This window comes from Lysinibacillus sp. UBA5994 (assembly GCF_002429725.1).
GTDB classification, from domain to species: Bacteria; Bacillota; Bacilli; order Bacillales_A; family Planococcaceae; genus Lysinibacillus; species Lysinibacillus capsici.
In genome coordinates, this window is record NZ_DJAU01000022.1 from 118,366 (window position 1) to 142,048 (window position 23,683).

Annotated in this window: 22 protein-coding genes; 13 read left to right on the plus strand and 9 right to left on the minus strand. The window is 36.4% G+C overall.

The window, feature by feature from the left end; genetic code table 11:
• The first annotated feature begins 400 nt into the window (after window positions 1–400).
• The 8 genes from B3D98_RS06390 (at window position 401) to B3D98_RS06425 (ending at window position 5,703) form a co-directional block, all read left to right on the plus strand.
• A complete protein-coding gene (locus tag B3D98_RS06390; protein WP_004224676.1) occupies window positions 401–943 on the plus strand; it encodes a peroxiredoxin in 543 nt (180 codons plus the stop codon).
• A gap of 149 nt (window positions 944–1,092) precedes the next feature.
• Window positions 1,093–1,548, plus strand: a complete 456-nt coding sequence (locus B3D98_RS06395; RefSeq protein WP_288581843.1) for a TlpA family protein disulfide reductase — start codon at window positions 1,093–1,095, stop codon at window positions 1,546–1,548.
• A gap of 141 nt (window positions 1,549–1,689) precedes the next feature.
• Entirely contained in the window at window positions 1,690–2,352 is a 663-nt protein-coding gene (locus tag B3D98_RS06400; RefSeq protein WP_004224679.1) for a potassium channel family protein, read from the plus strand.
• A 6-nt stretch (window positions 2,353–2,358) separates the two neighbouring features.
• Window positions 2,359–2,838 (plus strand): hypothetical protein, encoded by a 480-nt coding sequence (locus tag B3D98_RS06405; protein WP_054549820.1) that lies wholly within the window; start codon window positions 2,359–2,361, stop codon window positions 2,836–2,838.
• A gap of 133 nt (window positions 2,839–2,971) precedes the next feature.
• Window positions 2,972–4,075 (plus strand): GNAT family N-acetyltransferase, encoded by a 1,104-nt coding sequence (locus B3D98_RS06410; protein ID WP_279494045.1) that lies wholly within the window; start codon window positions 2,972–2,974, stop codon window positions 4,073–4,075.
• 17 nt (window positions 4,076–4,092) lie between these two features.
• Window positions 4,093–4,239, plus strand: coding sequence for a hypothetical protein (locus B3D98_RS06415; RefSeq protein WP_155483381.1), 147 nt, complete (start codon window positions 4,093–4,095; stop codon window positions 4,237–4,239).
• The gene (locus B3D98_RS06420; RefSeq protein WP_115673816.1) at window positions 4,211–4,726 is read left to right on the plus strand and encodes a GNAT family N-acetyltransferase; all 516 of its coding nucleotides are present in this window, start codon (window positions 4,211–4,213) and stop codon (window positions 4,724–4,726) included. Before B3D98_RS06415 ends, B3D98_RS06420 begins: the two co-directional genes overlap by 29 nt.
• A complete protein-coding gene (locus tag B3D98_RS06425; protein WP_279494049.1) occupies window positions 4,723–5,703 on the plus strand; it encodes a S66 family peptidase in 981 nt (326 codons plus the stop codon). The genes B3D98_RS06420 and B3D98_RS06425 overlap by 4 nt, the downstream gene beginning before the upstream one ends.
• A gap of 37 nt (window positions 5,704–5,740) precedes the next feature.
• Here the strand turns inward: B3D98_RS06425 and B3D98_RS06430 are convergent, their stop codons facing one another.
• The 3 genes from B3D98_RS06430 to B3D98_RS06440 form a co-directional block, all read right to left on the minus strand.
• Window positions 5,741–6,283 (minus strand): GNAT family N-acetyltransferase, encoded by a 543-nt coding sequence (locus B3D98_RS06430; RefSeq protein WP_279494051.1) that lies wholly within the window; start codon window positions 6,281–6,283, stop codon window positions 5,741–5,743.
• A 96-nt stretch (window positions 6,284–6,379) separates the two neighbouring features.
• Window positions 6,380–6,583 carry a hypothetical protein gene (locus B3D98_RS06435; RefSeq protein WP_004224696.1) on the minus strand — a complete coding sequence of 68 codons (204 nt, stop codon included), beginning with the start codon at window positions 6,581–6,583 and terminating at the stop codon, window positions 6,380–6,382.
• A 176-nt stretch (window positions 6,584–6,759) separates the two neighbouring features.
• A complete protein-coding gene (locus tag B3D98_RS06440) occupies window positions 6,760–8,022 on the minus strand; it encodes a dicarboxylate/amino acid:cation symporter (protein WP_054549825.1) in 1,263 nt (420 codons plus the stop codon).
• A gap of 395 nt (window positions 8,023–8,417) precedes the next feature.
• Here B3D98_RS06440 and B3D98_RS06445 point away from each other — a divergent pair, with 395 nt between their 5' ends.
• Window positions 8,418–10,019 (plus strand): ATP-binding protein, encoded by a 1,602-nt coding sequence (locus tag B3D98_RS06445; RefSeq protein ID WP_054549826.1) that lies wholly within the window; start codon window positions 8,418–8,420, stop codon window positions 10,017–10,019.
• A complete protein-coding gene (locus tag B3D98_RS06450) occupies window positions 10,020–10,727 on the plus strand; it encodes a response regulator (RefSeq protein WP_048391959.1) in 708 nt (235 codons plus the stop codon).
• Window positions 10,728–11,093: 366 nt separating this feature from the next.
• Here B3D98_RS06450 and B3D98_RS06455 read toward each other — a convergent pair whose 3' ends face one another.
• Complete coding sequence (locus B3D98_RS06455; RefSeq protein WP_288581855.1) at window positions 11,094–12,341, minus strand: MFS transporter; 1,248 nt, start codon at window positions 12,339–12,341, stop codon at window positions 11,094–11,096.
• Window positions 12,342–12,869: 528 nt separating this feature from the next.
• On the opposite strand from B3D98_RS06455, the gene B3D98_RS06460 reads away from it, so the two are divergent.
• A complete protein-coding gene (locus B3D98_RS06460) occupies window positions 12,870–14,438 on the plus strand; it encodes a glycoside hydrolase family 10 protein (RefSeq protein ID WP_288581857.1) in 1,569 nt (522 codons plus the stop codon).
• Window positions 14,439–14,499: 61 nt separating this feature from the next.
• Here B3D98_RS06460 and B3D98_RS06465 read toward each other — a convergent pair whose 3' ends face one another.
• Window positions 14,500–17,589 (minus strand): efflux RND transporter permease subunit, encoded by a 3,090-nt coding sequence (locus B3D98_RS06465; protein ID WP_103117526.1) that lies wholly within the window; start codon window positions 17,587–17,589, stop codon window positions 14,500–14,502.
• Window positions 17,590–17,688: 99 nt separating this feature from the next.
• On the opposite strand from B3D98_RS06465, the gene B3D98_RS06470 reads away from it, so the two are divergent.
• Window positions 17,689–18,522 (plus strand): TetR/AcrR family transcriptional regulator, encoded by an 834-nt coding sequence (locus B3D98_RS06470; RefSeq protein ID WP_288581860.1) that lies wholly within the window; start codon window positions 17,689–17,691, stop codon window positions 18,520–18,522.
• Window positions 18,523–18,568: 46 nt separating this feature from the next.
• On the opposite strand, the gene B3D98_RS06475 is transcribed toward B3D98_RS06470, so the two are convergent.
• From B3D98_RS06475 to B3D98_RS06485, 3 genes are all read right to left on the minus strand, one after another.
• On the minus strand, window positions 18,569–19,357 hold the full coding sequence (locus B3D98_RS06475; RefSeq protein ID WP_115673813.1) for a protein kinase domain-containing protein: 789 nt from the start codon (window positions 19,355–19,357) through the stop codon (window positions 18,569–18,571).
• 288 nt (window positions 19,358–19,645) lie between these two features.
• Window positions 19,646–21,313 carry a ribonuclease J1 gene (rnjA, locus tag B3D98_RS06480; protein WP_004224711.1) on the minus strand — a complete coding sequence of 556 codons (1,668 nt, stop codon included), beginning with the start codon at window positions 21,311–21,313 and terminating at the stop codon, window positions 19,646–19,648.
• Between the two features lie 5 nt (window positions 21,314–21,318).
• Window positions 21,319–21,528, minus strand: coding sequence for a DNA-dependent RNA polymerase subunit epsilon (locus B3D98_RS06485; protein WP_004224712.1), 210 nt, complete (start codon window positions 21,526–21,528; stop codon window positions 21,319–21,321).
• Between the two features lie 436 nt (window positions 21,529–21,964).
• Here B3D98_RS06485 and B3D98_RS06490 point away from each other — a divergent pair, with 436 nt between their 5' ends.
• Window positions 21,965–22,735 carry a Cof-type HAD-IIB family hydrolase gene (locus tag B3D98_RS06490; RefSeq protein ID WP_054549831.1) on the plus strand — a complete coding sequence of 257 codons (771 nt, stop codon included), beginning with the start codon at window positions 21,965–21,967 and terminating at the stop codon, window positions 22,733–22,735.
• A 58-nt stretch (window positions 22,736–22,793) separates the two neighbouring features.
• On the opposite strand, the gene B3D98_RS06495 is transcribed toward B3D98_RS06490, so the two are convergent.
• Window positions 22,794–23,549, minus strand: a complete 756-nt coding sequence (locus tag B3D98_RS06495; RefSeq protein ID WP_376748084.1) for a DeoR/GlpR family DNA-binding transcription regulator — start codon at window positions 23,547–23,549, stop codon at window positions 22,794–22,796.
• Window positions 23,550–23,683 lie beyond the last annotated feature (134 nt).

The window sequence follows — 23,683 nt, forward strand, 5'->3', positions numbered from 1 at the left end:
CCTCCTAAGAGAAGTTTAGCAATGATAAACTTTCGAAATATGAAGTTTACTTTAACGAAACTTTTAGTTTACTAAAACCATTACAATTATACATAATAATAAAAAATTTGCAATCGTTTTTCGTGAAAAAAATAGCTGTAAAAAGTTAAAAAATAGGGTATAAATGAAAGTGAGAAAAATTTTGAATAGAGTAGAATATTATTGTCAAAAATAGCTTGTAGATAAACAATAGCAATAATTCCAGTTATGGATTTGACGAATTTTTGTCAATCCATTTTAATCATCCAAACGGGCGGAGTTTACTTGTTTGAAAAACTGCGGTTACTCTGCTATCGTAGAAGACGAGTTCGCTAGTGCGAATGGAATATATAAACTACATATTTATTCGGAGGGATTTATTATGGCAGAACGCATGGTAGGTAAACAAGCACCTGACTTTACAATGGAAGCAGTACTTTCAGACAAATCGTTTGGTAAAGTATCATTAGAAGATATTAAAGCACAAGATAAATGGACAGTTCTTTTCTTCTATCCAATGGACTTTACATTTGTATGTCCAACTGAAATCACTGCAATGAGCGATCGTTATGACGAGTTCGAAGACTTAGATGCAGAAGTAATCGGTGTTTCTACTGACACAATCCACACACACTTAGCATGGATTAACACAGACCGTACGCAAAATGGTCTTGGTGAATTAAAATACCCATTAGCTGCTGATACAAACCATCAAGTATCTAAAGAATATGGTGTATTAATTGAAGAAGAAGGTATCGCATTACGTGGTTTATTCATCATCAACCCAGAAGGCGAATTAAAATACCAAACAGTGTTTGATAACAACATCGGCCGTGATGTTGATGAAACACTACGTGTACTTCAAGCACTACAAACTGGTGGTCTTTGCCCAGCTAACTGGCGTCCAGGCCAAGCAACTCTATAATCTAAATAGAGTCGAATCATTATGCGAAAAATTAAAAGTCCCCACGACAAGCTTGTGGGGACTTTTAACTGAATTTTTGTTTTGGGAAAGAGTTTTTATACCGTTATCTAAATATTTGAAGACAAACGATCTTTTAGAGGAGGATTTTTATGAAACTTCGTGAACAAATGCCTGAATTAGTTGGCGCAACGACTTGGTTAAATGGTGAAGTAACTAAAGCAGAATTAGTAGGCAAAAAACCAACATTAATCCACTTCTGGTCAGTAAGCTGTCATTTATGTAAAGAAGCAATGCCAGATGTGAACAATTTCCGCGATCAATATAAAGATGAATTAAACGTAGTAGCAGTACATATGCCACGTTCTGAGGCAGATACTGATTTAGACACAATTAAAGCAGTAGCAGCAGAGCATGATATTGTGCAACCAATCTTTGTAGATAGTGAAATGAAGCTAACAGATGCTTTTGAAAACCAATATGTTCCAGCGTATTTTGTGTTCGATAAAGATGGTCTGCTGCGTCATATGCAAGCTGGTGGTAGTGGTATGAAAATGCTAGAAAAGCGTGTAAACCGCGTGCTAGATGAGATGCGTAACGCTGAATAATAACGATATGTTGAAGACGGGGATTAAGGTCCTCGTCTTTTTTGTTGTCCACCATTGACGAATTGGCTCTTGTTTTGACAATACATATCGCAGAGAATAGGCTACAATGGTGGTATAGTAGTTTTCGGAGGGATTTTTATGATGAAAAAAGAGTTTGCAGTCATAGGGCTTGGACGTTTTGGAGGCAGTATTGTTCGTGAATTAATGAGTCAGGGCGCACAGGTAATGGCAATTGATCATTCTTCAGAGCGTGTAGATGAGTTTGCTTCCATTGCTACACAAGCTGTTATTGCAGATTCAACCGATGAATCGGTGTTGAATTCATTAGGTATTCGTAATTTTGAGCACGTGATTGTAGCAATTGGGGAAGATATTCAAGCAAGTATATTAACAACAATCATTTTAAAGGAAATTGGTGTTGAGCAAATTACAGTAAAAGCTCAAAACGATTACCATGAAAAGGTTTTACGTAAAATTGGCGCAGATTTTGTCGTCCATCCTGAGCGAGATATGGGTATTCGTATTGCTAATAATATGTTGTCGAATACTGTTCTAGATTATTTAGAGCTATCAGATGAACACTCCATTATGGAATTAAAGGCTAATGATGCGATTGCTGGCTATTCCATTATGGATTTAGATATTCGCGCTAAATATGGCATCAATATTGTAGGAATTAAGCGTGGGGCTGATATTATCGTATCTCCACAGGCGAGTGACAAGATTTTATTAGGAGATATTATGCTTGTTATAGGCGCTGATGTTGATATAAATCGCTTTGTTAAAAAGGCCTTGAATGGGTAAGAGCAAATGACGAAACGCAGATGGAGACTTGTTATATTCACTGGTATTTTATTAGTCGGTGCTTTTATTATGCAAAACAGAGAAAAAAGTGAAGATGAAGCTATTTCACTTGTTCTAGATCATGCCACAGAAATTGACGACATTGAATTATTCCAAGGAGATCAATCACTATTTCATGCTACAGGCGATGAAGCACAAGACTTTATTGAGAAATATCCTTTAAGTCATGTAAGGAAGCTTTCCAAAAAGGAAAGAACTATTTTTGAAGAAAAGCCTGTATATCATATCGTTTATAAAATGAAGGATAAGCCTCTTTATGAGGTAGAAATATTAAAAGTGGCTATTAGTTCTGAACTTGATGAAGAGTTACAGCAAATGGTTTTTCGTGTGGATGATGCACAATATTTGGTTTATTGGGCAAAAGAGAAAAAGGTACTCGAACAATCGACCAACACGCAACGATTACTTGAACAATACGGGCAATAATGCAGGTAGTGATACAGCAATTCATGCTGGTCACTACTTTTTTATTCTATTTTTAAGAAAAAATTGGAAAAAATATTTGATTTCATCGAGAGAGTTAGATTAAACTTTGACATAAAGAAGGGGGCTAGATGTAATGAAAATCATGTCAACTAATTGTGTAATCGAACAATTACAACCAGAGCATTTTACAGATATACAAAAACTCTACTCTAATAAACAAGTTCGAACTTATCTCGGTGGTGTTCCATCAAACAGCTATATAGAAGCATCTTTTAAAGGCATGCTAGAAGCGCCATTCCCTAATACATATTTATATATTACTTTAAAGGAGACAGGTGAATTTATAGGTCTTGTCTCGATCGATGAATACCATGATAAGGAGTTATATGAGCTTTCCTATCAATTTTTACCTCAGTTTTGGGGGAAGGGGTTAGCTTTTGAAGTGCTAACGCAGGTAATTCAGGATGGTTTGAATTATCTGAATATAGAATCTATTGTGGCAGAAACACAAACAGCGAACAAGGCATCATGTCGCTTGCTCGAAAAATTAGGAATGAAAAATGTACAGATGTTAGAAAGATTTGGGCAGGAACAAGCTGTCTATGAATTAAGTAAAAATAATGATTCGATAAGACAAATCATCGCCCTATCAGGTGGTGGGTTTTCTCAGCAGAACCTTTCATTTATCGATGAGTACATTTTACGACAAACTCAGAAAAATGAACGAGTTAAAATTTGTTTTATTCCCACAGCAAGTAATGATGCGCAAGGGTATATCGAGAAGTTTTATGCAGCATTCTATCATTGTGATGCAACCCATATCTTGCAAAAAGATATGCATGATAGAAGCATTCGAGAAAAAGTACTAGCGCAGCATATTATCTATGTGGGTGGAGGGAATACAGGTTATCTTCTTGAAAAGTGGCGAGAATATGGTTTTGATAAATTGTTAAAGGAAGCTTATCAAAAAGGGATTATATTAGCTGGCATCAGTGCTGGGGCAATGTGTTGGTTTGAAAAATGCTATAGTGAAAATACATATGATGATTTTGAGGAATGGAATGGCTTAGGACTATTATCAGGTACCTATTGTCCCCATTATAATGATCAAGAGAGAAGGAGGGCATTTGATCGCTGGATAGAAAATCATCCCACATTACAAGCATACACACTCATAGATACTGAGACACTCCATTTTAGGGATGAAAAGCTAGTAGCTAAAATTCAAACCTACTAGAAGGGACGAAGAAAAGTATGAGAATTCCAGCAAAATTAACACTGGGTGATGAGATACTTTGGTGGCAAGGTCCATATAAATACAAAAGAATTGAGGATTCAGGTGACTATATTTTAGAAGGAGAGCGTGTTCAACATGATCATAAGAGAAGCAACCCGACATGACAGTGAACGAATTATAGCTGTTATGGCAAATGCAGAGGCATCAAATTATATGTTATTTGGACCAGGTGAGCGCAATTTAGCACCTAAGCCATTTGGGGAGTATATAGACAAGCTATATCATAGTCACCACTCAGCTTTGTTCATAGCTGAAATGGATGAGCAGGTTGTGGCGTACTTAATAGTACAAGGCAATGAGCCGTCAAGAATTGCTCACCGTGCTTATCTTGTCATAGGCATACATAGTGACTATAGAGGAAGAAAAATTGGAACAGCTTTATTTCAACACGTAGAAAATTGGGCAATAGTGAATGGTGTACATCGTCTAGAATTAACCGTCATGGAAAATAATGAGGCTGGTGTTGCTTTGTATAAGAAAATGGGCTTTGATATTGAAGGAACGAAGCGGGCTTCGCTGTATGTAGATGGACAATATATTAATGAATACTACATGTCAAAACTATTGATTGGGAAAGGAACTACCGTATGACTTCAAAAATAAACATCGGCATTTATTCCCCGTCCTCCCCAGCAACGGTGACGGCTTTGGAACGATATGAACGTGCTAAAGCATTTCTCGAGAATAAAAATTTTCAAATCGTGACAGGTTCTCTAACTGGTAAAACTGATTATTATCGTTCAGGTTCGCCAAAAGAAAGAGCAGAAGAATTGAATGAGTTATTACGTAATCCAAATGTGGATATGATTATGTCTACGATAGGGGGCACCAATGCCAATAGTATGCTACCTTATATTGATTATGAGGCTTTTCGTCAAAATCCCAAATTGGTCGTAGGTTATTCAGATGCAACGGCCGTTCTACTGGCACTTTATGCAAAGACGGGAATCTCAACTTTTTATGGTCCAGCCCTCGTACCTTCCTTTGGCGAGTTTGAACCATTGGTAAATGATACCTTCAAATTTTTTGAGCATTATTTCTTTAAGCCTCAAGCATTACCATACGAAATGCCAATGCCTTCTTATTGGTCGGATGAACCTGTTAATTGGCTAGAGAAGACAGTGGATAAAAAACTCAAGAAGAATGAATGGTTAGCGATTCAGGGTGGGGTTGCTGAAGGAAGGTTAATTGGCGGGAATGCCAATGCCATGTATGGATTTATTGGTACGCCGTATTTCCCTAAAATTGTGGAAGGTGATATTTTATTAGTGGAGGACTGCTTAAAAAATGCTGCTATAGTTGAAAAGAATTTTGCAATGCTAAAATTGCATGGTATCTTTAACAAAGTTAGTGGGATTATTTTGGGGAAACATGAATGCTACGATGACTTAGGAACGGGTCGACAGCCATATCATATTCTACTTGAACAGTTGGATGGAATAAAGATTCCTATATTAGCAGAGGTGGATATTTGTCATACACATCCTATGCATCCAATTGCGATAGGCAAACGAGTAAGGATAGATGCCACAGCTAAGAAGATATACTGTTTGGAAAGATGGTTGTAATGATAAAGCCTTGCAAATCGTAGCAAGGCTTTATTTTCTAGAGGTTCCTATAATCATCATCAGTGATAGCGTACATTTTTACATTTTGGTATTGTCCCTTAACAAGCATACTTTTCCGTAATAACCCTTCAAACTGCATACCTGACTTCTCCATAACCTTTTGTGAGCCAATGTTTTCTTCAAAGCATCGTGCTTGGATACGTACTAAATCTAATTCATTAAAACCGAAGTCAATGAGTTTTTTTGTTGCTTCTGTTGTGAACCCCTTATTCCAAAAATCCTCAGAAAGCACATAGCCAATTTCCGCGTATTTATGGGTGTCATTAATCGTCACAAAATCAATCGTTCCAATAATTGTGCCTGCATATTCAATACCCCATAACATCAAATTGCCTTGCTGATAGCCATTAAAAATTAATGCCATAAAAGCCTTTGTATCCTCTAAGCTCGTGTGTGCTTGCCATGTCACATAACGCGCCACATTTTTACTGGAAGAGTAGTCATACATTGCTTCTAAATCCCCATGTGTAATTGGTCTTAATAGTAACCTTTCCGTTTTCATAATTGGTATTTTACTCATGATTTACCCCCTTTAACAAATAGTATATAAAAAAGTCGACCTATAATTATGAATTAGGTCGACTTTTTATATTTATTCATTTTTGCAGCGATCACATTAAGGATAGCGCTTATCTGTTGCAGAGGAATCCTTAGTTTTGGTTTTATGTTGTTCATCTTTCACTTTTTCATTCAATTCTTCGACAGGTATTGGATCTACTGTTTTCATGTCCTCGTGTTTATCAAAAATGCTTTCTTTATCTGTATCCAAAACATCAGGGTTATTCGTATTACGTGTTTTTGCCTGTTTTTTATCATTCATTCACTATCACCTCTTACTATTAACTTTCACTTTTTTACTAGAGTGTAAACATTTTATTTTGGGTGATAGTGTAAGCTAATTGTTTGTTGTCAGCGTCAATCCATAAGGACATAGCTTTTACTCGAATGATAATGAGTATAGTGAAACAGAGATGGCTATCATTCCTACCATTTTTGTTAGGAAGATATAGTGGTCTTTCCCTGAAGTGCACGTTCTTCCATAGCTGTGTCAAACTCTTTTTCAGATTTTGACACGACAACACAAGCTACGCCATTACCAATTAAATTTGTAACAGCTCGAGCCTCAGACATAAAGCGATCTACACCGATTAACAGCGCTATTCCTTCCACTGGTATCATTGGGAAGGCAGCTAAAGTTGCTGCTAATGTAATAAATCCTGAGCCTGTTACACCTGCTGCACCTTTAGAAGTAATCATTAAAATTCCGAGCAGTGTAATGATTTGAATCCAAGTTAGTTCCATTCCATATGCTTGTGCGATAAACAATGCAGCCATGGACAGGTAGATGGAAGTCCCATCTAGATTGAAGGAGTACCCAGTAGGAACGACTAAACCTACAACCTGCTTCGAGCAACCATAGTTCTCAAGCTTTCGCATCATAGATGGCAGAGCTGATTCAGAAGAGGAAGTCCCGATTACTAAGAAAATCTCATCTTTGATATAAGCGATAAATTTAAAGATGTTGAATCCAAAGAACTTTGCAATGGCACCTAAAATAAAGACAACAAATAAAAACATTGTTATATATACGGCAGCCATTAATAAACCTAGATTACCTAAAGATTTTAAACCAAAATTTCCAATTGTATAGGCCATTGCACCAAAAGCTCCGATTGGTGATATTTTCATAACCATACTTACAATCTTGAAGAATATCTCTGCTACTTGCTCAAAGAATGTGATGACTGGTTTTGCGGGTGCACCGATTGAGGCAGCTGCTAAGCCAAATAAAACAGCAGAGAATAGGACTGGTAATAATTGACCAGTTGCCAATGCACCAACTACATTTTCTGGAATAATACTAGAAATGAAGGCACCCAAGCCTTGCTCAGATTCAGCTGCAGCAGTTGTATATTTTGAAATATCAGCATCAGATGCACCTGATGTATCCAAGCCCGTACCAGGACTTACGATTAAAGCAACAGCAATTCCGATTGCTAATGCAATTGTGGAAACTATTTCGAAGTAAAGCAATGCCTTACCTCCGATTTTCCCGACCTTTTTCATATCTCCCATACTGCCGATTCCAATAACAACTGTTAGGAAAATAATAGGAGCAATTAACATTTTAATTAATTTGATGAATAAATCTGCTAAGATTTTCAAGCTGGCACCGAACTCGGGGAAAATGGCTCCGACAATAATCCCAAGTATGATAGCCACTATAACCTGAATGGTCAAATTTTTCAGTAACTTCATTTTTTGCTACCTCTTTTCTAAATTTTCTCTTTGATATCGCTTTCACTAAAAGTATCATAGCGAATATTTCTTTAAAAAAGAGATTTAGAAAATAAGAAACATATCGTTCATTAAGTACATTTACTTACATTTACATATAAATATAGTAATATCAATAACTATCTCTGTTATGGTACGCTATAGTTAATTAATTATTGTTATAATACAAAAACATAGAGTGATAATTAAGTTCTTTTTAAATTATCAGTTTATAATATTGTTCATTAAATTCAATATTTTCTGCTACTTATATCGACTAAATATGTTGTCAAAAGATTTTTTTGCAGATAATCTTAAAACTAAATATGTGTGCCACTGATTATGAGAATGCAAATTTGAAAGGAAGGAATTTTTTAATGATGAAAATGCCTGTGAACGGCAAAATACTGTTAGTGACATTTTTAATCATTGCACTCTCCTTTTTACTAGGTGGTATTTTTTTACTCGGTAACCTATTATCTGAACAGGAAAAAGATTTTGGACAGCGAGCAATGCTTGTGGCAAGAACTGTATCAAATGTACCAGAGCTTAGTGTACATCTGGAAAATGCCAATATAAAAGAATCTGCAAAAAATATTAATAAAATTGTAGATGGCATTAGAGTGATTCATAAGGCCGAGTATATTGTTGTAATGAATATGGAGCGTATTAAACTATCACACCCAGTAAGTAAGGAAATAGGAAAACGCAGTGAGTCGCAGGATTTAAACGCCGCATTTAGTGAACATTATTATGTATCAAAGGCACGTGGAGAATCGGGTGTTATGATACGGGCTTTCGTGCCAATTATTAATGATAAAAGGGAACAAGTGGGCATTGTAGTCGTTGGCTATTCATTACCAGATTTTCTGGAAATGTTACAAAGTTATGAGCGAGAAATTATGATAACTATTGTTATATCACTGATTTTCAGTATTTTCGGTGCCTATACACTAGGACGACATATAAAAAAACAAATGTTTGGGCTTGAACCTCATGAAATTGCAAAAATGTATGTGGAAAGAACAGAAACCTTTAATGCCATGCATGAGGGAATAATAGCGGTAGATAAGGAAATGAATATCACCATTTTTAATGAAAAAGCGGCCGATATTTTAGGTGTTACTAGGAAAATAGAGGACTGTATTGGACAAAAGATTTATGACGTTTTGCCTGATACCCGTCTGCCTGAAATTGTTGAAACAGCAACACCTGTTTATGATCAAGAGCTTTACATTAATCATCATAGTATCTTAAGTAATCGTGTACCTATTATTGTGAATGGAGAGCTGGTTGGTGCAGTTGCTATGTTTAAAGATTTAACAGCTGTGAAAAAGCTTGCGGAGGAAGTAACAGGTGTAAAGGCCTTTGTTCAAGCATTACGTGTACAAACCCATGAGCATAAAAATAAGATTCATACGATTGCGGGACTACTGCAATTGGGACATACAAAGCAAGCACTTGAATATGTTACTGTTACTACTGAAAATGAAGCCTCATTAACGAAGTTTTTAAATGAACGCTTTCATAATGAAAATATTTCAGGTTTGTTATTAAGTAAAGTAAGTTATGGAAAAGAACTGGGTATCGAGGTTGAAATTGATCGGAAAAGTCATTTTAAACGCTTTCCACCTCTATTAGATCATCATGATTTTGTTGTGTTGTTTGGCAATTTAATTGAAAATGCTTTTGAGGCATTAAATGTACTTTCTAAGGAAGATAAATATGTAGCCATCTCTGTAGACGAGCATGATGGCGTCTTAGCGATTGCAGTTACCGATAACGGGATTGGCATGACCAAAGAGGTGCAGGAGCGTATGTTTGAAAATGGATTTTCGTCAAAGGCTAGTGAAAATCGAGGCATTGGCTTGCATTTAGTCTATGAAATTGTAAGAAAAGGCAATGGAGATATTGAAGTAACAAGTGAATTTATGAAAGGAACAAGTTTCTTAATTTTATTTGAGTTAGGAGAAGTATAGATGGATGTAATAAATGTCTTATTGATTGAAGATGATCCAATGGTACGAGAAGTGAACAGACAATTTATTGAACAAATCAAAGGTTTTTCATTAGTTGGCTATGCTAGCAATGGAATTGAGGGAATTCAAAAAATTAAACAATTAACCCCAGAGCTTGTCTTTATGGACATTTTTATGCCAGAGCAGGATGGCATTATTACGTTAGGGAAAATACGAGAAGAGCATCTTCATGTTGATGTTATTGCTGTAACAGCTGCGAATGATATGCCCACTGTGCAGCGAATATTACACTTAGGTGTCTATGATTATATTATGAAGCCCTTTACGTTTGAGCGGATTGAGCAGACTTTAAAAAATTATCAAAGCTATAGAAGGAAAATAAGCGGGATGCAAGATTTAACTCAGCATGATGTCGATCATTTAATGCAACAGCGTCTTCCTGAACAAATTGTAGTAGAAACAACAGGAATGGATGCCATTCTTATAGAAGAACTCCCAAAAGGGTTTAATCGAGCTACCTTAGATAAGGTACTTGCATATATAAAAAAAAGTGGCGAGGCAGTATCAGCGGAGGAGGTATCAGCTTATATAGGTACAGCACGTGTTACAGCTAGACGCTATCTAGACTTTTTAGAAAAGCAGAAACTATTAAAAGTAGATATACAATATGGAAACGTAGGACGTCCTATTCATCGTTATTATATTTAGTTCAATTAGATTAAAGTGCGTATTTTAATAAGTTATGGTGAAAAATGTACAGATAAATTCTAAGCGTCCTATTTCCTAATACATATCTTTAAATTCCTTTAAGGGCAACATCTAAATTTTTTGGATACCAAAGTTGTTGCGTATTGGAAGAGATCTACATGACCATTTAAATTTTAAATAATTACAATTCAGATATTGTGGGAAGCAAGATGCTAAAGCACAAAAAATTATTCCCAAGACATAAATTAAGATGGAAAAAGCCCTGCATAAAGCAAGGCTTTTTTAGCGTCAACGTTGTTTGAGATTGTGTATAGGCTAAATTTAAATGTTATTTTTTTTATTAACAATTTTCTTGAAATAAAATCTTCACTTTTTTTCTAGCGAGTCAACATGCTCAGCAGTAGGTTTACCAGCTTTTAATAAGACTTTACTGCCCAGAAGGAAAAATCCTTGGATGAAGAGTAATAATCCTGTACCGATGAGTAGCCACTCAATAGCAATAATATCAGCTATTGGCCCGAAAATTAGCATTCCTAAAGGCATCATAGAGGTAGATATCATACTGAGAATGCCAAATACTCTTCCCATATAGTCACTTTCCACTTTTTCTTGTAATAACACCGTTGCAGGTGTATTAAAGATTGGCATGGCTATGCCAGTAATGGCCATGATTCCGAGATACAACCAAAAAATAGGAATGACGCCGAGAGCTATTGTACAAAGACCAAATAACAAAGCAGATAATGTCATTGTATGAACTTTATTTTTAAAGCCACCCCATGTTGCGATTGCGATACCACCGATTAACATCCCAATGGCAAAGGCCATTTCGATGGCAGTCAAACGCCATACATCATTGCCAAAAGTTCGTGTCACTTGTAAAGGCGTTAAAAAGGCAGCAGGTGCAGCAAGCAGCATGAAAAAGGCAAAGAACAAGAATAATTGTTTCAAGAAAGCATGCTCTTTAATATAGATTAAGCCTTGTTTCATATCACTAAAATAGCCTGTTGTTTGTGGCTGATTAGCTTTTGCATGTGCAGGGATATGCAGAAATAATAAGAAGATAGCGATGGCAATAGCCGCTGTTGTCACATCAATAAAGAAAATGGATTCAATAGAAGCCATCGTTAACAATGCACCACTTGCCATAGGTGCAAGAATCATGATGAAGGCTTGAATACTACTATTTGCACCATTGACCTTCATTAAATGCTCTTCAGGCACAAATTGTGGCAAAATTGCGCCCACTGCTGGTGTTTGAATACCTGCACCAACTGCGCGTACGGCTGATATAACAAATAGTAGCCAGAGCTCATCATAGCCGATTAAAAATAAAATAGCTAGAATTAGCGTAGATAAGGCAATCATTCCATCTGCTAAAATAATAAGCCATTTACGGTTATAGCGATCTGCCCAGACACCAGCAATAGGTGCTAAGAAGAAGGTTGGTAAAAAGCCGCAAATGATCGCGATGGTCATCATGCTGCCTGATTGTGTTGTAAGTGTGATATACCATGTAATGGCATATTGCACAAGAGCAGAGCCAAAAAGTGAAATCGTTTGACTACTTAAAAAAAGTATTGTGTTACGTTTCCAATGTTCCAATTTCGTCATCCCTTTCTAACAGTAGTGCCTGTGTGGAAAGTAAAAGACAACACAAAAAAAGAGGGGAGTAGAAGTCCCCTCTTTTCCAGTATTCCTAAAACAGACTAGACCTAATTCCATTTCCCTTGCACAGCAGGCAAAGTGTACACATATTTAATTAATAAGGTGAAATCGTAGTCTAATTGAAGCTGTCATTTGGAATACCCTCCGTTCTATATAAGTTGTGTTGATTGTAGCATAAAGTTCATCGATGCGTAAAGAATGAATTAAGCAAAAACTAGGTTGAATTTAAAAATTTGGAAATTGTGAAATGAATCTCATAAAATGAAACGCCATGCATCTATATTTATCGATTTCTTTAAAGGAAAAGTACTATTCATTGTCTTTTCAGTAGTTTTTTTATACATATTTTGAAACTATCGGGAACGTTTGTTAGAGATGAAACTTATAATTGATTCCAATAAAGTTGCTTCGGAGACGTGCATATAGCGAGTACTTGTCATATACTAAAATAGAAAAATAGCAAATGGAGGAAATATGAGAAAGAAAAATAGTAAATGGAAGATCTTAACTTTAGTCGCGATGATTTTTGTTCTATGCCTATCGACAATCCCTACAAAGACTGCCATGGCAAGCACGACACAGCCAAAAAGGGAGATGAGGGCTGTCTGGATTTCAACCGTTCTTAATCTTGATATGAAAGCAGGTATGACGAAGGAGCAGTACACGGCTTGGACACGCCAAACCTTGGATCAACTAAAAGCCAATAAATTCAATACTGTTATTTATCAAGTAAGACCAACAAATGATGCAATGTATGCCTCTGATCTAGCGCCATGGTCATCTTACATAACAGGCAAAAAGCAAGGCACGAATCCAGGCTACGATCCTCTTGCGATCATGATAGAGGAAAGTCATAAACGGGGTATGGAGCTGCACGCATGGATGAATCCTTATCGTGTAACAATGTCTGGACAAAAACTGACAGACCTTGCTGCTGATAATGTGGCTAGAACACATCCAAATTGGGTTATCAAATACGGTAAGCAATATTATTTAAATCCTGGTTTACCAGAAGTACAAGACTATTTAGTTGAAGTAGTAAGAGAGCTAGTAGCCAATTATGATATTGACGCAGTGCATATGGATGATTATTTTTATCCATATAAAGTTGCTAATGAAGTTTTTCCAGATCAAGCAGCTTTTAAAAACTATGGTGCTTCCTTCAAAAAGGTGGAGGATTGGCGACGAGATAATGTCAACCGTCTTGTAGAAAATCTTTACACGGCCATTAAAGACACAAAGCCATATGTTCAATTTGGTATTTCACCATTTGGTGTATGGCGCAATAAATCGCTAGATAAAACAGGAAGCGATACAAGGGCTGGTGTTAATAATTACGATGATTTATATGCAGACGTCAGAACATGGATTCAAAATGGCACAATTGATTACATTACACCACAAATTTATTGGTCAAGAACATTATCTGTTGCGAAATATGGAACGCTGCTAGATTGGTGGAGCCATGAAGTGCAAACCTACGCAACAACACACCCTGTGCATCTATACATTGGGCTTGCTGATTACAAAGTTGGCAATGATAGTGATGCAGCATGGAAAAATAAAATGGAGCTACCTAGTCAAATACTAGCGAATCGTTCGGAAAAGGTAGCGGCTGAGGGGCAAATGCATTTCTCCTTGAGAAGCTTTCAAAACAATAAACTAGGCTATGCAACGATTGTTAGTCAACAATTATATAATTACACAGCACTGACACCAGAAACAACTTGGGATGATGACACAGTGCCGAACGTGCCGACTTTTGTGCAAGTGACAAAGGAAGCGGCAGGTCGTAAGATAGAGATTATAGACGAAAATGAAACACAACCACGCAAGTATGTCATTTATCGTTTTACAGGAAACAAAGAAGGCTCTTATGATGACCCTCGAAATATAGTGGATGTTGTTTATAATATGGATGGATTCACTAAATTTGTGGACAAGTCAGCTCTTGCTAAGCATAGCTATATATACGGCATTAAGGCTGTATCAAATACAGGTGTGGAAAGCAAGGAAGTTTTTGTCGTAATAGAAAATCAATAAAAAGCTTAGGATAAAAAATAACCACTCACGCAAAGATTGCATGAGTGGTTGTTTTTTTTTATTAATTTTCTTCAATATCTTTACGGTTTTTCTTTAACATTTTAGATAGCATTTCATAAACAATTGGTACAACAACGAGTGTTAATAGGGTAGAAGATAATAAACCGCCAATTACAGTAATAGCTAAGTCTTTGGAAATTAACCCACTACCGCCAGTACCAAGTGCCATTGGAATCATAGCTCCAATTGTAGCGATGGCTGTCATCAGGATAGGACGTAAACGTGTTGCTCCTGCTTCAAGGATCGCTTCACGCATGGCAAGACCATCATGTTCCATATGAATGATACGGTCAACTAATACGATGGCATTTGTTACGACGATACCAATCAACATCAATAGACCCATCATGACAGATACAGAAATAGTCTGCCCTGTAACGAATAAACCAATAAATGCACCAATTACTGCGAATGGTAGTGAGAAAAGAATAGCGAATGGAGCTAAACCTTCTCCGAATGTTACCACTAGAATGAAGTAAACAATGGCAATGGCTGCTAACATCGCAATACCAAGCTTAGTGAATGTTTCTTGCATATCTGCAGCAACACCAGCAACACCAAGTGTTACACCTTTTTGTAAATCTAATTTATCAATTTTTTTATCAGCAGCAGTAGTGGCTTTTGAAATATCGTCACCGATAATCGTACCAGATACTGTTGCGAAATATTCACCTTTTGAACGAGATAATGAGTTAAGTGTTGTACCTTCCTCAACATCTACTAATTCTCCGATAGTCATTGTTGTACCTAATGCTGTTTTAATTTCAGTGGCTAAGACATCATCAAGTGAAGTCGCAGCTGCTTTAGCATCGCGTTGAACGATGACATCGATATCTTTACCATCGTTTTTCACGGTAGTTAATACTTCTTGCGATGTATTTGAATTTAATGCCATCACGATTTGAGCTGTCGTTAACCCGTATTGAAGGACATTTTTTTGTTCAACTTTTAGCACATGCTCTACGTATGGATCTTCATTATCAGATTTAATATCTTCTAAGCCATCCACTTCTTTTAGAGCACCCTCTACTTGTTTCACAGCATCTCGAAGTTTATCTAAATCATCACTATACAGTGTATAGCTGACTTCGTTTGATGACATCGACATAGAAGTGAAGTTTTGAGACTTCCATTCTCCTGATTGCCCGATGTTAAATACATAGTCTTCAACCTCATCACGAGCTTTAGGGAAGTCTTCCATATCCGGATCAAAGATAAGGTACATTAAGGCACCGCCAGCACCTCCACCCATCATCATTGCTGATGGATCGACATTCTTCGCATCTGTAATGGAAACTTGTAAAATATCAACATCTTTACGTTTCATTAATTCTTTTTCTACTTTTTCAACATTTGCTGCCGTTTCGTCAGCCAGCTCTCCCGTTGCAGGCGTATACGTTAAGTACATAACTTTTTCTTCTTGTGAGCCCATAAAACTAAAACCAATAAGTGGTGTTAATGCAAGAGAACCAACAAGTAAAAGAATCGCAAGGACAGATGTAATAATTTTGTGATTTAATACTTTTTCTAAGACACCTTTGTACCAGGTAGCAAGTTTACCAACTTCTTTATGTTGGCTTTCAGTCTTCTCACCGTATAACTTTTTACGGAATAAGAAGTGAGATAAAGCAGGTACGATTGTGATCGCAACTAATAACGATGCACCTAATGCAAATGTCATTGTAAGGGCAAATGGCATGAATAATTCGCCTACCATACCACCTACGAAAATAAGAGGAGCGAATACAGCGACCGTTACCAATGTTGAAGAAAGAATTGGTTTGAACATTTCAATTGTTGCTTCGCGAATTAGGGCACGACCTGTAAGTTTTTCTTGTTTTAAGTGAATTCGTCGGTAAATATTTTCTACAACTACGATTGAGTCATCGATAACACGACCGATTGCGACGGTAATCGCGCCGAGGGTCATGATGTTTAATGTAATATCCATCCAGTTTAATAGGAGTAATGCCATAAAGATAGAAACTGGGATAGAAATAATTGAAATAATCGTTGATTTGAAATCACGTAAGAATAGTAAAATGATTAATACGGCAATTGCGCCACCAAAGACTGCTTTTTCGATCATTGTAAATACAGAATCTTCAATTGGGGCACCTTGGTCAAGAGAGATCTCTACGTTTAAGCCATCTAATCGTTTTTCCTCATCCTTCATAAGGTCTTTTACGGCATTAACAACTGTTACCGTATTCGCATCTTGGCCTTTTACGATTTGAATAGCAATGGCATCTTGACCATTTGTACGTGAAACAGATTGCACTTTACCTTCTACTTCAATTTTTGCAATATCACCTAGACGAACGAAAGGTGAAGGATTTGTAGCTGAAGGTGTAACTGGAATTAATAAGTCTTTCAGTTCATCCACTGATTTTACCTTACCATCTACTGAAACGGCTTGTTCCCCGACAGTAAATTGATATAAACCAAGTGACAGTGACATATCACTTGCCTGAATCATTTGTTTAACAGTTTCCTCTGTTAAACCAAGTGCTGCCATTTTTTCTTCATCGTATTTAAACGATACTTGTTCAATATGCTGACCTGTGATGGTAGCAGATGCAACACCATCAATCTTTTCGATTTTAGGCAGTAAAACTTCTTCTACTGTTGAAGTTAAATCAACAATATCTTCCTTAGAGCTACTTACAGATAAAGCGACTACGGGCATCATGTTCATGCTGATTGCCATAATAGTAGGCTCTTGAGCACCTTCAGGTAGTTTAAGATTATCTAAAGCTGCTTCTAATTGACGTTTTTTCTCATCCATATCAATTCCATAGTCGTATTCCACTTGAACTTGTGCTACGTTGGAAGAGGAAGTTGAGTAAACAGCCTTCACATCTTCTAAACTTTCTATGGATTTTTCGAACGGAATGGAAAGTTCATTCATGACTTGTTCAGGCGTTGCGCCAGGATATACGCCCATGACAATTAAATACGGGATCGAAATATCAGGTATCGATTCCATTTTCATCCTTGTACCCGAATAAATACCAGAGACAGTGATGATAATTGTTAATAACCACACTGCCAATTTGTTCTTTAATACGAAATTAACTAAACCTTTCACCTTCACACCTACCCTTTATTGACTATCTAAATTCAATTATTTATACTAATGACTAATCGGTCATTTGTCAACGAAATGCATTAGGAGAGAGTTAAAAATATGTTAAAAAAGCAATTAATTATGGAGAAAGCGTTAGAACTGTTTTCTGAACAGGGTTTTGAAGCTACGTCAGTACAACAAATTACAGAACGCTGCGGGATTTCTAAAGGTGCATTTTATTTATCCTTCAAAACCAAAGATGAGCTTGTTATATCTATGGTTGATTACTATTTACAGCAGTTTATTACAGATGTTGACCAAGTAGTCAGAGGAACGTATAGCAAAGAAACTGTTTTGGTTGAATTTTATAAAAGTATTTTTCAAGCATTCAAAGACCATTCTGCATCTGCACGTGTATTCTTTAATGAAAAGGTCTTTTTAACAAAAAAAGAGCTATTTCATAAAATAACAGCGTATGAAGCAGAAATGTCGAAATCAATTCTCTATATGCTTGAGCAGCTTTATCAGGATCAATTAAAAGAAATGAAATATGATGTAATGTACTGCATAAAAGGATTTATGAAGAGCTATGCTGAGCTTTTTATTTTTTCAGATATGCCACTTGATTTAGAGCAATTAGCTAAATCTTTAGCAGAAAAGACAGATATTATTGCCCATCATACAACCATTCCATTTATTACAGCAGATCTTGTGCCGTTTATTGCAAAGCCGTGTGAGGAAGACGTGTCAGAAGATGCTTTACTACAATTATTGGAGCAAAATATAAATCATACTGAGGATTCTATAGAAAAAGAATCCATTGAGTTGTTAAAGCAAGAAATAGAAAATCCTACTTATGGTAAAGCAATCATTAAGGGGCTAATTGAAAATCTACGTTTAGACCCAGCGTATCATTGGATTGCATATGTAACTGCAAAATACTTTAATATTTGAACTCTAGGATAGAATTGTTCACGTTTGGCGGTGAACAATTCTATTTTTAATGGTTTTTATCTATGAATGGGGGCATAGATTGCAAGGCCTCTAACGCACTTGCAAAGGGTTCTTGAATCCATAATAGGCGCTCAAGAAAATCTTGGACTTTGATTGGTAATTTTAATTCCTGCTGCCAAGCTTTCTCTTTTTTCTTGCTTGGCTTGTAGTCTGAGTATAGTAAAAATAATAAAAAATGGCCGACAAAATAAAGATCACTAATATGATTTTCGGCACGTTTTGGATTTTCAATCGTAGAGATATCGATTTGCTTTTGATAAGTGGTAGCTAGACCAAAGTCAATAATATGCAATTGCTGACCCACTAACAATATATTCGGAATCCGTAAATCGCGATGTACAATACCATAATTGTGTAACTGTACAATTTGCTCTAATAATTGCTTTGTAATAGCAAGGGATTGAGCAATTGTAAATTTGGTACCATTCTGAAAAATAAGCTCCTCAAAAGTTTGCCCATTGACATAGTCCATGATAAAAAATGGGCTGTCTGAAATTGTTCCTGCTGAATGGATGGTAGGAACATAGGGTAGTGAAAGTTGCTGGAGTATGTGAATTTCTTGTTGAAATTTATGAATGGTTTTCTGGTGGTGACGATGTTTGGGTCGCAAGCATTTTAAAACAAATAGACTTGCTGACGAGCAATCTTCAATTAAATACGTACGACCATATGAGCCATAGCCAAGGAATTTTTTAAAAGAAAAATCTGGATGTTCGGCTATGTAAAGTTCTACAGCCTGGTCAAAACTTTTTTCGGAAATTCGTTTCCACCACATTAGCTACTAAAGAAACTCATAGAGCTGAAAAAACTGCGTGAGCTTTTACGAGAGCCACGCTTATAATGCTTGTGACCATAATAATTATGTCGCTTTGAATATCTACTACGGCTACTTGATGAAGAATAATGGCGTTTGGATTTACTATTGAGTAAGGAATGAAGAATTTTATCTAGCATAAAAACGCTCCTTTTTGATGTTGTTATTACTATATACGCAAAAATAAAAAGGAGGTTTCAAAAATAAAAAAGAAACTATGTAAATTTTACATAGTTTCTTTTTACGAGGTTAAACCTCCATAATAATCGGTAAGATCATTGGACGACGTTTTGTTTTTTCGAATAGATAAGGTCCCAATACGTCTGTAATTTCATTTTTCAATTCTGTCCATTGAGGAGTTTTGCTTTGAATTGTTTCATTCAGATGACGGTTTAGCATTTTTTGTGCCTCGTTGATCATCGTACCTGATTCACGCATATAGACAAATCCACGTGAGATGATGTCAGGGCCAGAAACAATTTTTTGGTTTTCCATATCAACACTTACAACTACAATCACTAAACCTTCTTCAGAAAGAATACGGCGATCACGTAACACGATATTACCGATATCGCCAATACCATTGCCATCAATGTAAACATCTCCTGAAGGAATACGCCCAGCTACATGTGCTTCATTGGCACTTAGTGCTAGAACATCACCATTTTCCATAACAAATGTATTGTCTAGTGGAACATCGCAATCTTCAGCTAAATGTGTATGCATTTTTAACATACGGAATTCACCATGGATAGGCATAAAGAACTTAGGCTTCATTAAACGAAGCATCAGTTTTTGTTCTTCTTGAGATCCGTGACCAGATGTATGAATGTTGTTTAATGCACCATGAATGACTTCTGCACCTGCACGGAACAATAAATTAATGATTTTATTAACACTCACGGTATTACCTGGTACTGGTGAAGAAGAAAAGATAACTGTATCGCCAGGCTGTATTTGAATCTGACGATGTGTCCCGTTGGCAATACGTGACAAGGCAGCCATTGGTTCACCTTGAGAGCCTGTACATAAAATCATCACTTCGTTTGCAGGAAGTCGATTGATGCTTTGAGCATCAATAAATGTATCCTTTGGAGCAGTAATGTAACCTAGCTCACGACCAATCGTAATAGCATTGTCCATTGAGCGACCAAAGACAGCAATCTTTCTTCCGTATTTTACGGCTGCGTCTGTGGCTTGCTGTAAACGGTGAATATTTGATGCAAAGGTAGCAAAAATAATACGGCTATCCACCTTACGGAAAATCTCGTCGATACTTTTTCCAACTGTGCGCTCTGACATTGTGAAATTAGGCTTTTCAGCGTTAGTACTATCAGATAGTAAGCAAAGCACGCCATCACGTCCGATTTCAGCCATCTTTGTTAGGTTGGCTGGTTCACCCACTGGTGTAAAGTCAAATTTAAAGTCACCTGTGTGAACGATATTACCAGGCGGTGTTTTAACAACAATTCCATAAGCATCAGGAATACTATGTGTTGTTCTAAAGAAGCTAACAGATGTTTTTCTGAATTTAATAACATCCTCTTCTTTAATTTCAATGAGTTTTGTTGTACGTAGCAAGCCATGTTCTTCTAATTTATTACGTAATAAGCCAAGTGCAAGCTTACCGCCATAGACAGGGATATTTACTTGACGTAAAAGGTATGGAATACCCCCAATATGATCCTCATGCCCATGGGTAATAAACAGTCCTTTGATTTTATCGACATTACGTACTAAGTATGTGTAATCAGGAATAACATAGTCAATGCCGAGTAAGTCGTCTTCTGGAAATTTTATACCGGCGTCAATTAAGATAATTTCATCTTGAAATTGAACGCCATAAGTATTTTTGCCGATTTCGCCCAGTCCGCCGAGCGCGAAAACAGCTGCTTGGTCATTTTTAACAAACTTCATGTTTGTTAAATTTCCTCCAAGACGAAGTTCGGGCTTGCTTGTTCGTACTCTAAGTAGTTACCCTCAAGCAGTTGAATGAACTCGATGTTATAGTTTCGGTCTTTTAGCTTTTCACGTACTTCACGTTCTGAAGTAGCTTCTAGGTATAGACTTTTAGTATTTTCGCGAACTGGAATCTCATTTGCATTTTCTTGATAATAAACTTTGTAAATCATAGTTTGCTCTCCTTTAATTGCGTACAATTTTCTTGCACCTTTGACTACTACCACACACGTGCTACAAGAAAACAACGAATTTCTTTTATTGAAGAAATGTACGTTTGTAATACTTGTATCTCAATGCTTCAGATGTGCACTATGTTATAAAATTGTATAGGAAGTAGTGAGACAGTGGTTGCGTATAGCCAAATAAATGCATTTCCTTTATATTATCACGCACTTCCTCTAAAATAAAGAAAAGCCCTTCAAATAATGAAGGGCAAATGTTAGGCAATTGATTTTTTTCCGAGTACGCCGCGAAGTTGCTTCAATAATTTTCGTTTGAGTTTCTTCAGCATGGCACATCACTCCTTAGGATCATTATAATTAAAATTATTGTCTATGTAAAGTCATTTAGCTTGAAAGGATAATATTTATGGAAAGGGTTAATAGAATGAACAAAATTTTATTTTTTGATGTCGATGGTACTCTCTATAACAGTGAAAAAAAGTTACCTTCATCTGCAAAAGAGGCACTTTTGACAGCACGACGTAATGGTTATGAATTGGCGATTGCTACTGGTCGAGCACCATTTATGATTGAGTCATTGCTAGAAGAATTAGAGATCGATACGTATGTTACCTTCAATGGCCAATATGTTGTCTATAAAGGTGAGGTTGTCTATACAAATGGGATTGCGAAAGATGAACTAGCTAAAATTATTGCCTTTGGTGAGGCGCGTAACGAACCGGTAGTGTTTTTAGATGATAAACGGATGATTGCCTCAGTTGGCGATCATCGTATGGTAGCTGAAAGCTTAGATACTCTTAAATATCCGTATCCAGAGTTAGACTCATCTTATTATATGCAGAACAATGTATATCAAACACTTATTTTTATGGAAGAAAAAGATGAACCTTTATATAATGAAACATTCCCAAATGTTCAATTTGTACGTTGGCATCGTTATTCTTGTGATATTTTGCCAAAGGGAGGTTCGAAGGCTGCTGGTATTGAAAAGGTGCTTGAAAAAATGGGCATCACTTTACAAGATGCCTTTGCTTTTGGCGATGGCATAAATGATATTGAGATGCTACAGGCAGTTGGGACAAGTGTTGCTATGGGAAATGGCCATGAGCGAGTGAAGGCAGTTGCTCATCATATTGCAGACCATGTAGACGAGGATGGTCTCTCAAAAATAATGCGTAAGCTATCCATTATATAAAAATGAAAAACAACTAGTTGTGAAATTTACAACTAGTTGTTTTTTATTGATTAATGGTCTATGCCATATTGACGGTTTTTATTTGAACACCTTTTTCCGAAAAATGTTGAATCGTCTTTTTGGATAGTCCGTCATCTGTGATAATGACATCTACGTCATCCACTGGACAAACTTGAATCGCTACATCTTTATTAAATTTTGAGGAATCTGTAGCTACGTAGACTTTTTGAGAGATGGAAATAATTTGCTTTCTAGTAATCGCTTCATCCAAGCTAAAATCAGATATGCCTTTTTCAATTGAAACGCCACTAGCGCAAATAAAAGCTTTATTGATATTAAGATGCTCGAAGCGAAATAAAAATTCATTTGATGTCACTGATTTTTCAGAATGGCGTACTTTACCCCCAAGCAGTATAACCTCAATGTTAGAGCCGATTAGATCAAATGCTACAGGTAGTGAATTTGTCACCACTGTTAGTTTTTCCTTGTCCAATAAAAATGGTGTCATTTGATAGGTAGTTGTTCCGCTATCAATGAAAATACATTCCCCATCTTGAACGAGCAAAGCACATGCTCTGGCAATAGCGATTTTCTCTGTTAACTGTTCGTGAAGTCGGTGATCAATTAGTCCTTCTACTGGCTCAATATATTTAACGCCCCCATAAAATTTTTCAATTTTTTTGTCTTGCATCAACTGTTGGACATCACGACGGATCGTTTCCATTGAAACGTTAAACTCTTTTGTAAGTGTTACTAATTTTACTACCTTATGTTGACGTATAAACTGCAAAATTTGGTGTTGCCTTTCTATCATATACATTTCATCACCTCTACTAGATATTTACTCAAAATAATCATAACTTTGTCAACAGTTGGTCAGAATTTACTCAACATTTACACAAATAAACATTTTCCTTTACAAATGGTCTCTATACTGAAGCTAAGAAC

Bases quoted from the DNA above. Each gene is read 5' to 3' on its own strand.
- B3D98_RS06390 (WP_004224676.1), top strand. From the start codon at position 401: ATGGCAGAACGCATGGTAGGTAAACAAGCACCTGACTTTACAATGGAA.
- B3D98_RS06395 (WP_288581843.1), top strand. From the start codon at position 1,093: ATGAAACTTCGTGAACAAATGCCTGAATTAGTTGGCGCAACGACTTGG.
- B3D98_RS06400 (WP_004224679.1), top strand. From the start codon at position 1,690: ATGAAAAAAGAGTTTGCAGTCATAGGGCTTGGACGTTTTGGAGGCAGT.
- B3D98_RS06405 (WP_054549820.1), top strand. From the start codon at position 2,359: ATGACGAAACGCAGATGGAGACTTGTTATATTCACTGGTATTTTATTA.
- B3D98_RS06410 (WP_279494045.1), top strand. From the start codon at position 2,972: ATGAAAATCATGTCAACTAATTGTGTAATCGAACAATTACAACCAGAG.
- B3D98_RS06415 (WP_155483381.1), top strand. From the start codon at position 4,093: ATGAGAATTCCAGCAAAATTAACACTGGGTGATGAGATACTTTGGTGG.
- B3D98_RS06420 (WP_115673816.1), top strand. From the start codon at position 4,211: ATGATCATAAGAGAAGCAACCCGACATGACAGTGAACGAATTATAGCT.
- B3D98_RS06425 (WP_279494049.1), top strand. From the start codon at position 4,723: ATGACTTCAAAAATAAACATCGGCATTTATTCCCCGTCCTCCCCAGCA.
- B3D98_RS06430 (WP_279494051.1), bottom strand. From the start codon at position 6,283: ATGAGTAAAATACCAATTATGAAAACGGAAAGGTTACTATTAAGACCA.
- B3D98_RS06435 (WP_004224696.1), bottom strand. From the start codon at position 6,583: ATGAATGATAAAAAACAGGCAAAAACACGTAATACGAATAACCCTGAT.
- B3D98_RS06440 (WP_054549825.1), bottom strand. From the start codon at position 8,022: ATGAAGTTACTGAAAAATTTGACCATTCAGGTTATAGTGGCTATCATA.
- B3D98_RS06445 (WP_054549826.1), top strand. From the start codon at position 8,418: ATGATGAAAATGCCTGTGAACGGCAAAATACTGTTAGTGACATTTTTA.
- B3D98_RS06450 (WP_048391959.1), top strand. From the start codon at position 10,020: ATGGATGTAATAAATGTCTTATTGATTGAAGATGATCCAATGGTACGA.
- B3D98_RS06455 (WP_288581855.1), bottom strand. From the start codon at position 12,341: ATGACGAAATTGGAACATTGGAAACGTAACACAATACTTTTTTTAAGT.
- B3D98_RS06460 (WP_288581857.1), top strand. From the start codon at position 12,870: ATGAGAAAGAAAAATAGTAAATGGAAGATCTTAACTTTAGTCGCGATG.
- B3D98_RS06470 (WP_288581860.1), top strand. From the start codon at position 17,689: ATGTTAAAAAAGCAATTAATTATGGAGAAAGCGTTAGAACTGTTTTCT.
- B3D98_RS06475 (WP_115673813.1), bottom strand. From the start codon at position 19,357: ATGTGGTGGAAACGAATTTCCGAAAAAAGTTTTGACCAGGCTGTAGAA.
- rnjA (WP_004224711.1), bottom strand. From the start codon at position 21,313: ATGAAGTTTGTTAAAAATGACCAAGCAGCTGTTTTCGCGCTCGGCGGA.
- B3D98_RS06485 (WP_004224712.1), bottom strand. From the start codon at position 21,528: ATGATTTACAAAGTTTATTATCAAGAAAATGCAAATGAGATTCCAGTT.
- B3D98_RS06490 (WP_054549831.1), top strand. From the start codon at position 21,965: ATGAACAAAATTTTATTTTTTGATGTCGATGGTACTCTCTATAACAGT.
- B3D98_RS06495 (WP_376748084.1), bottom strand. From the start codon at position 23,549: ATGATAGAAAGGCAACACCAAATTTTGCAGTTTATACGTCAACATAAG.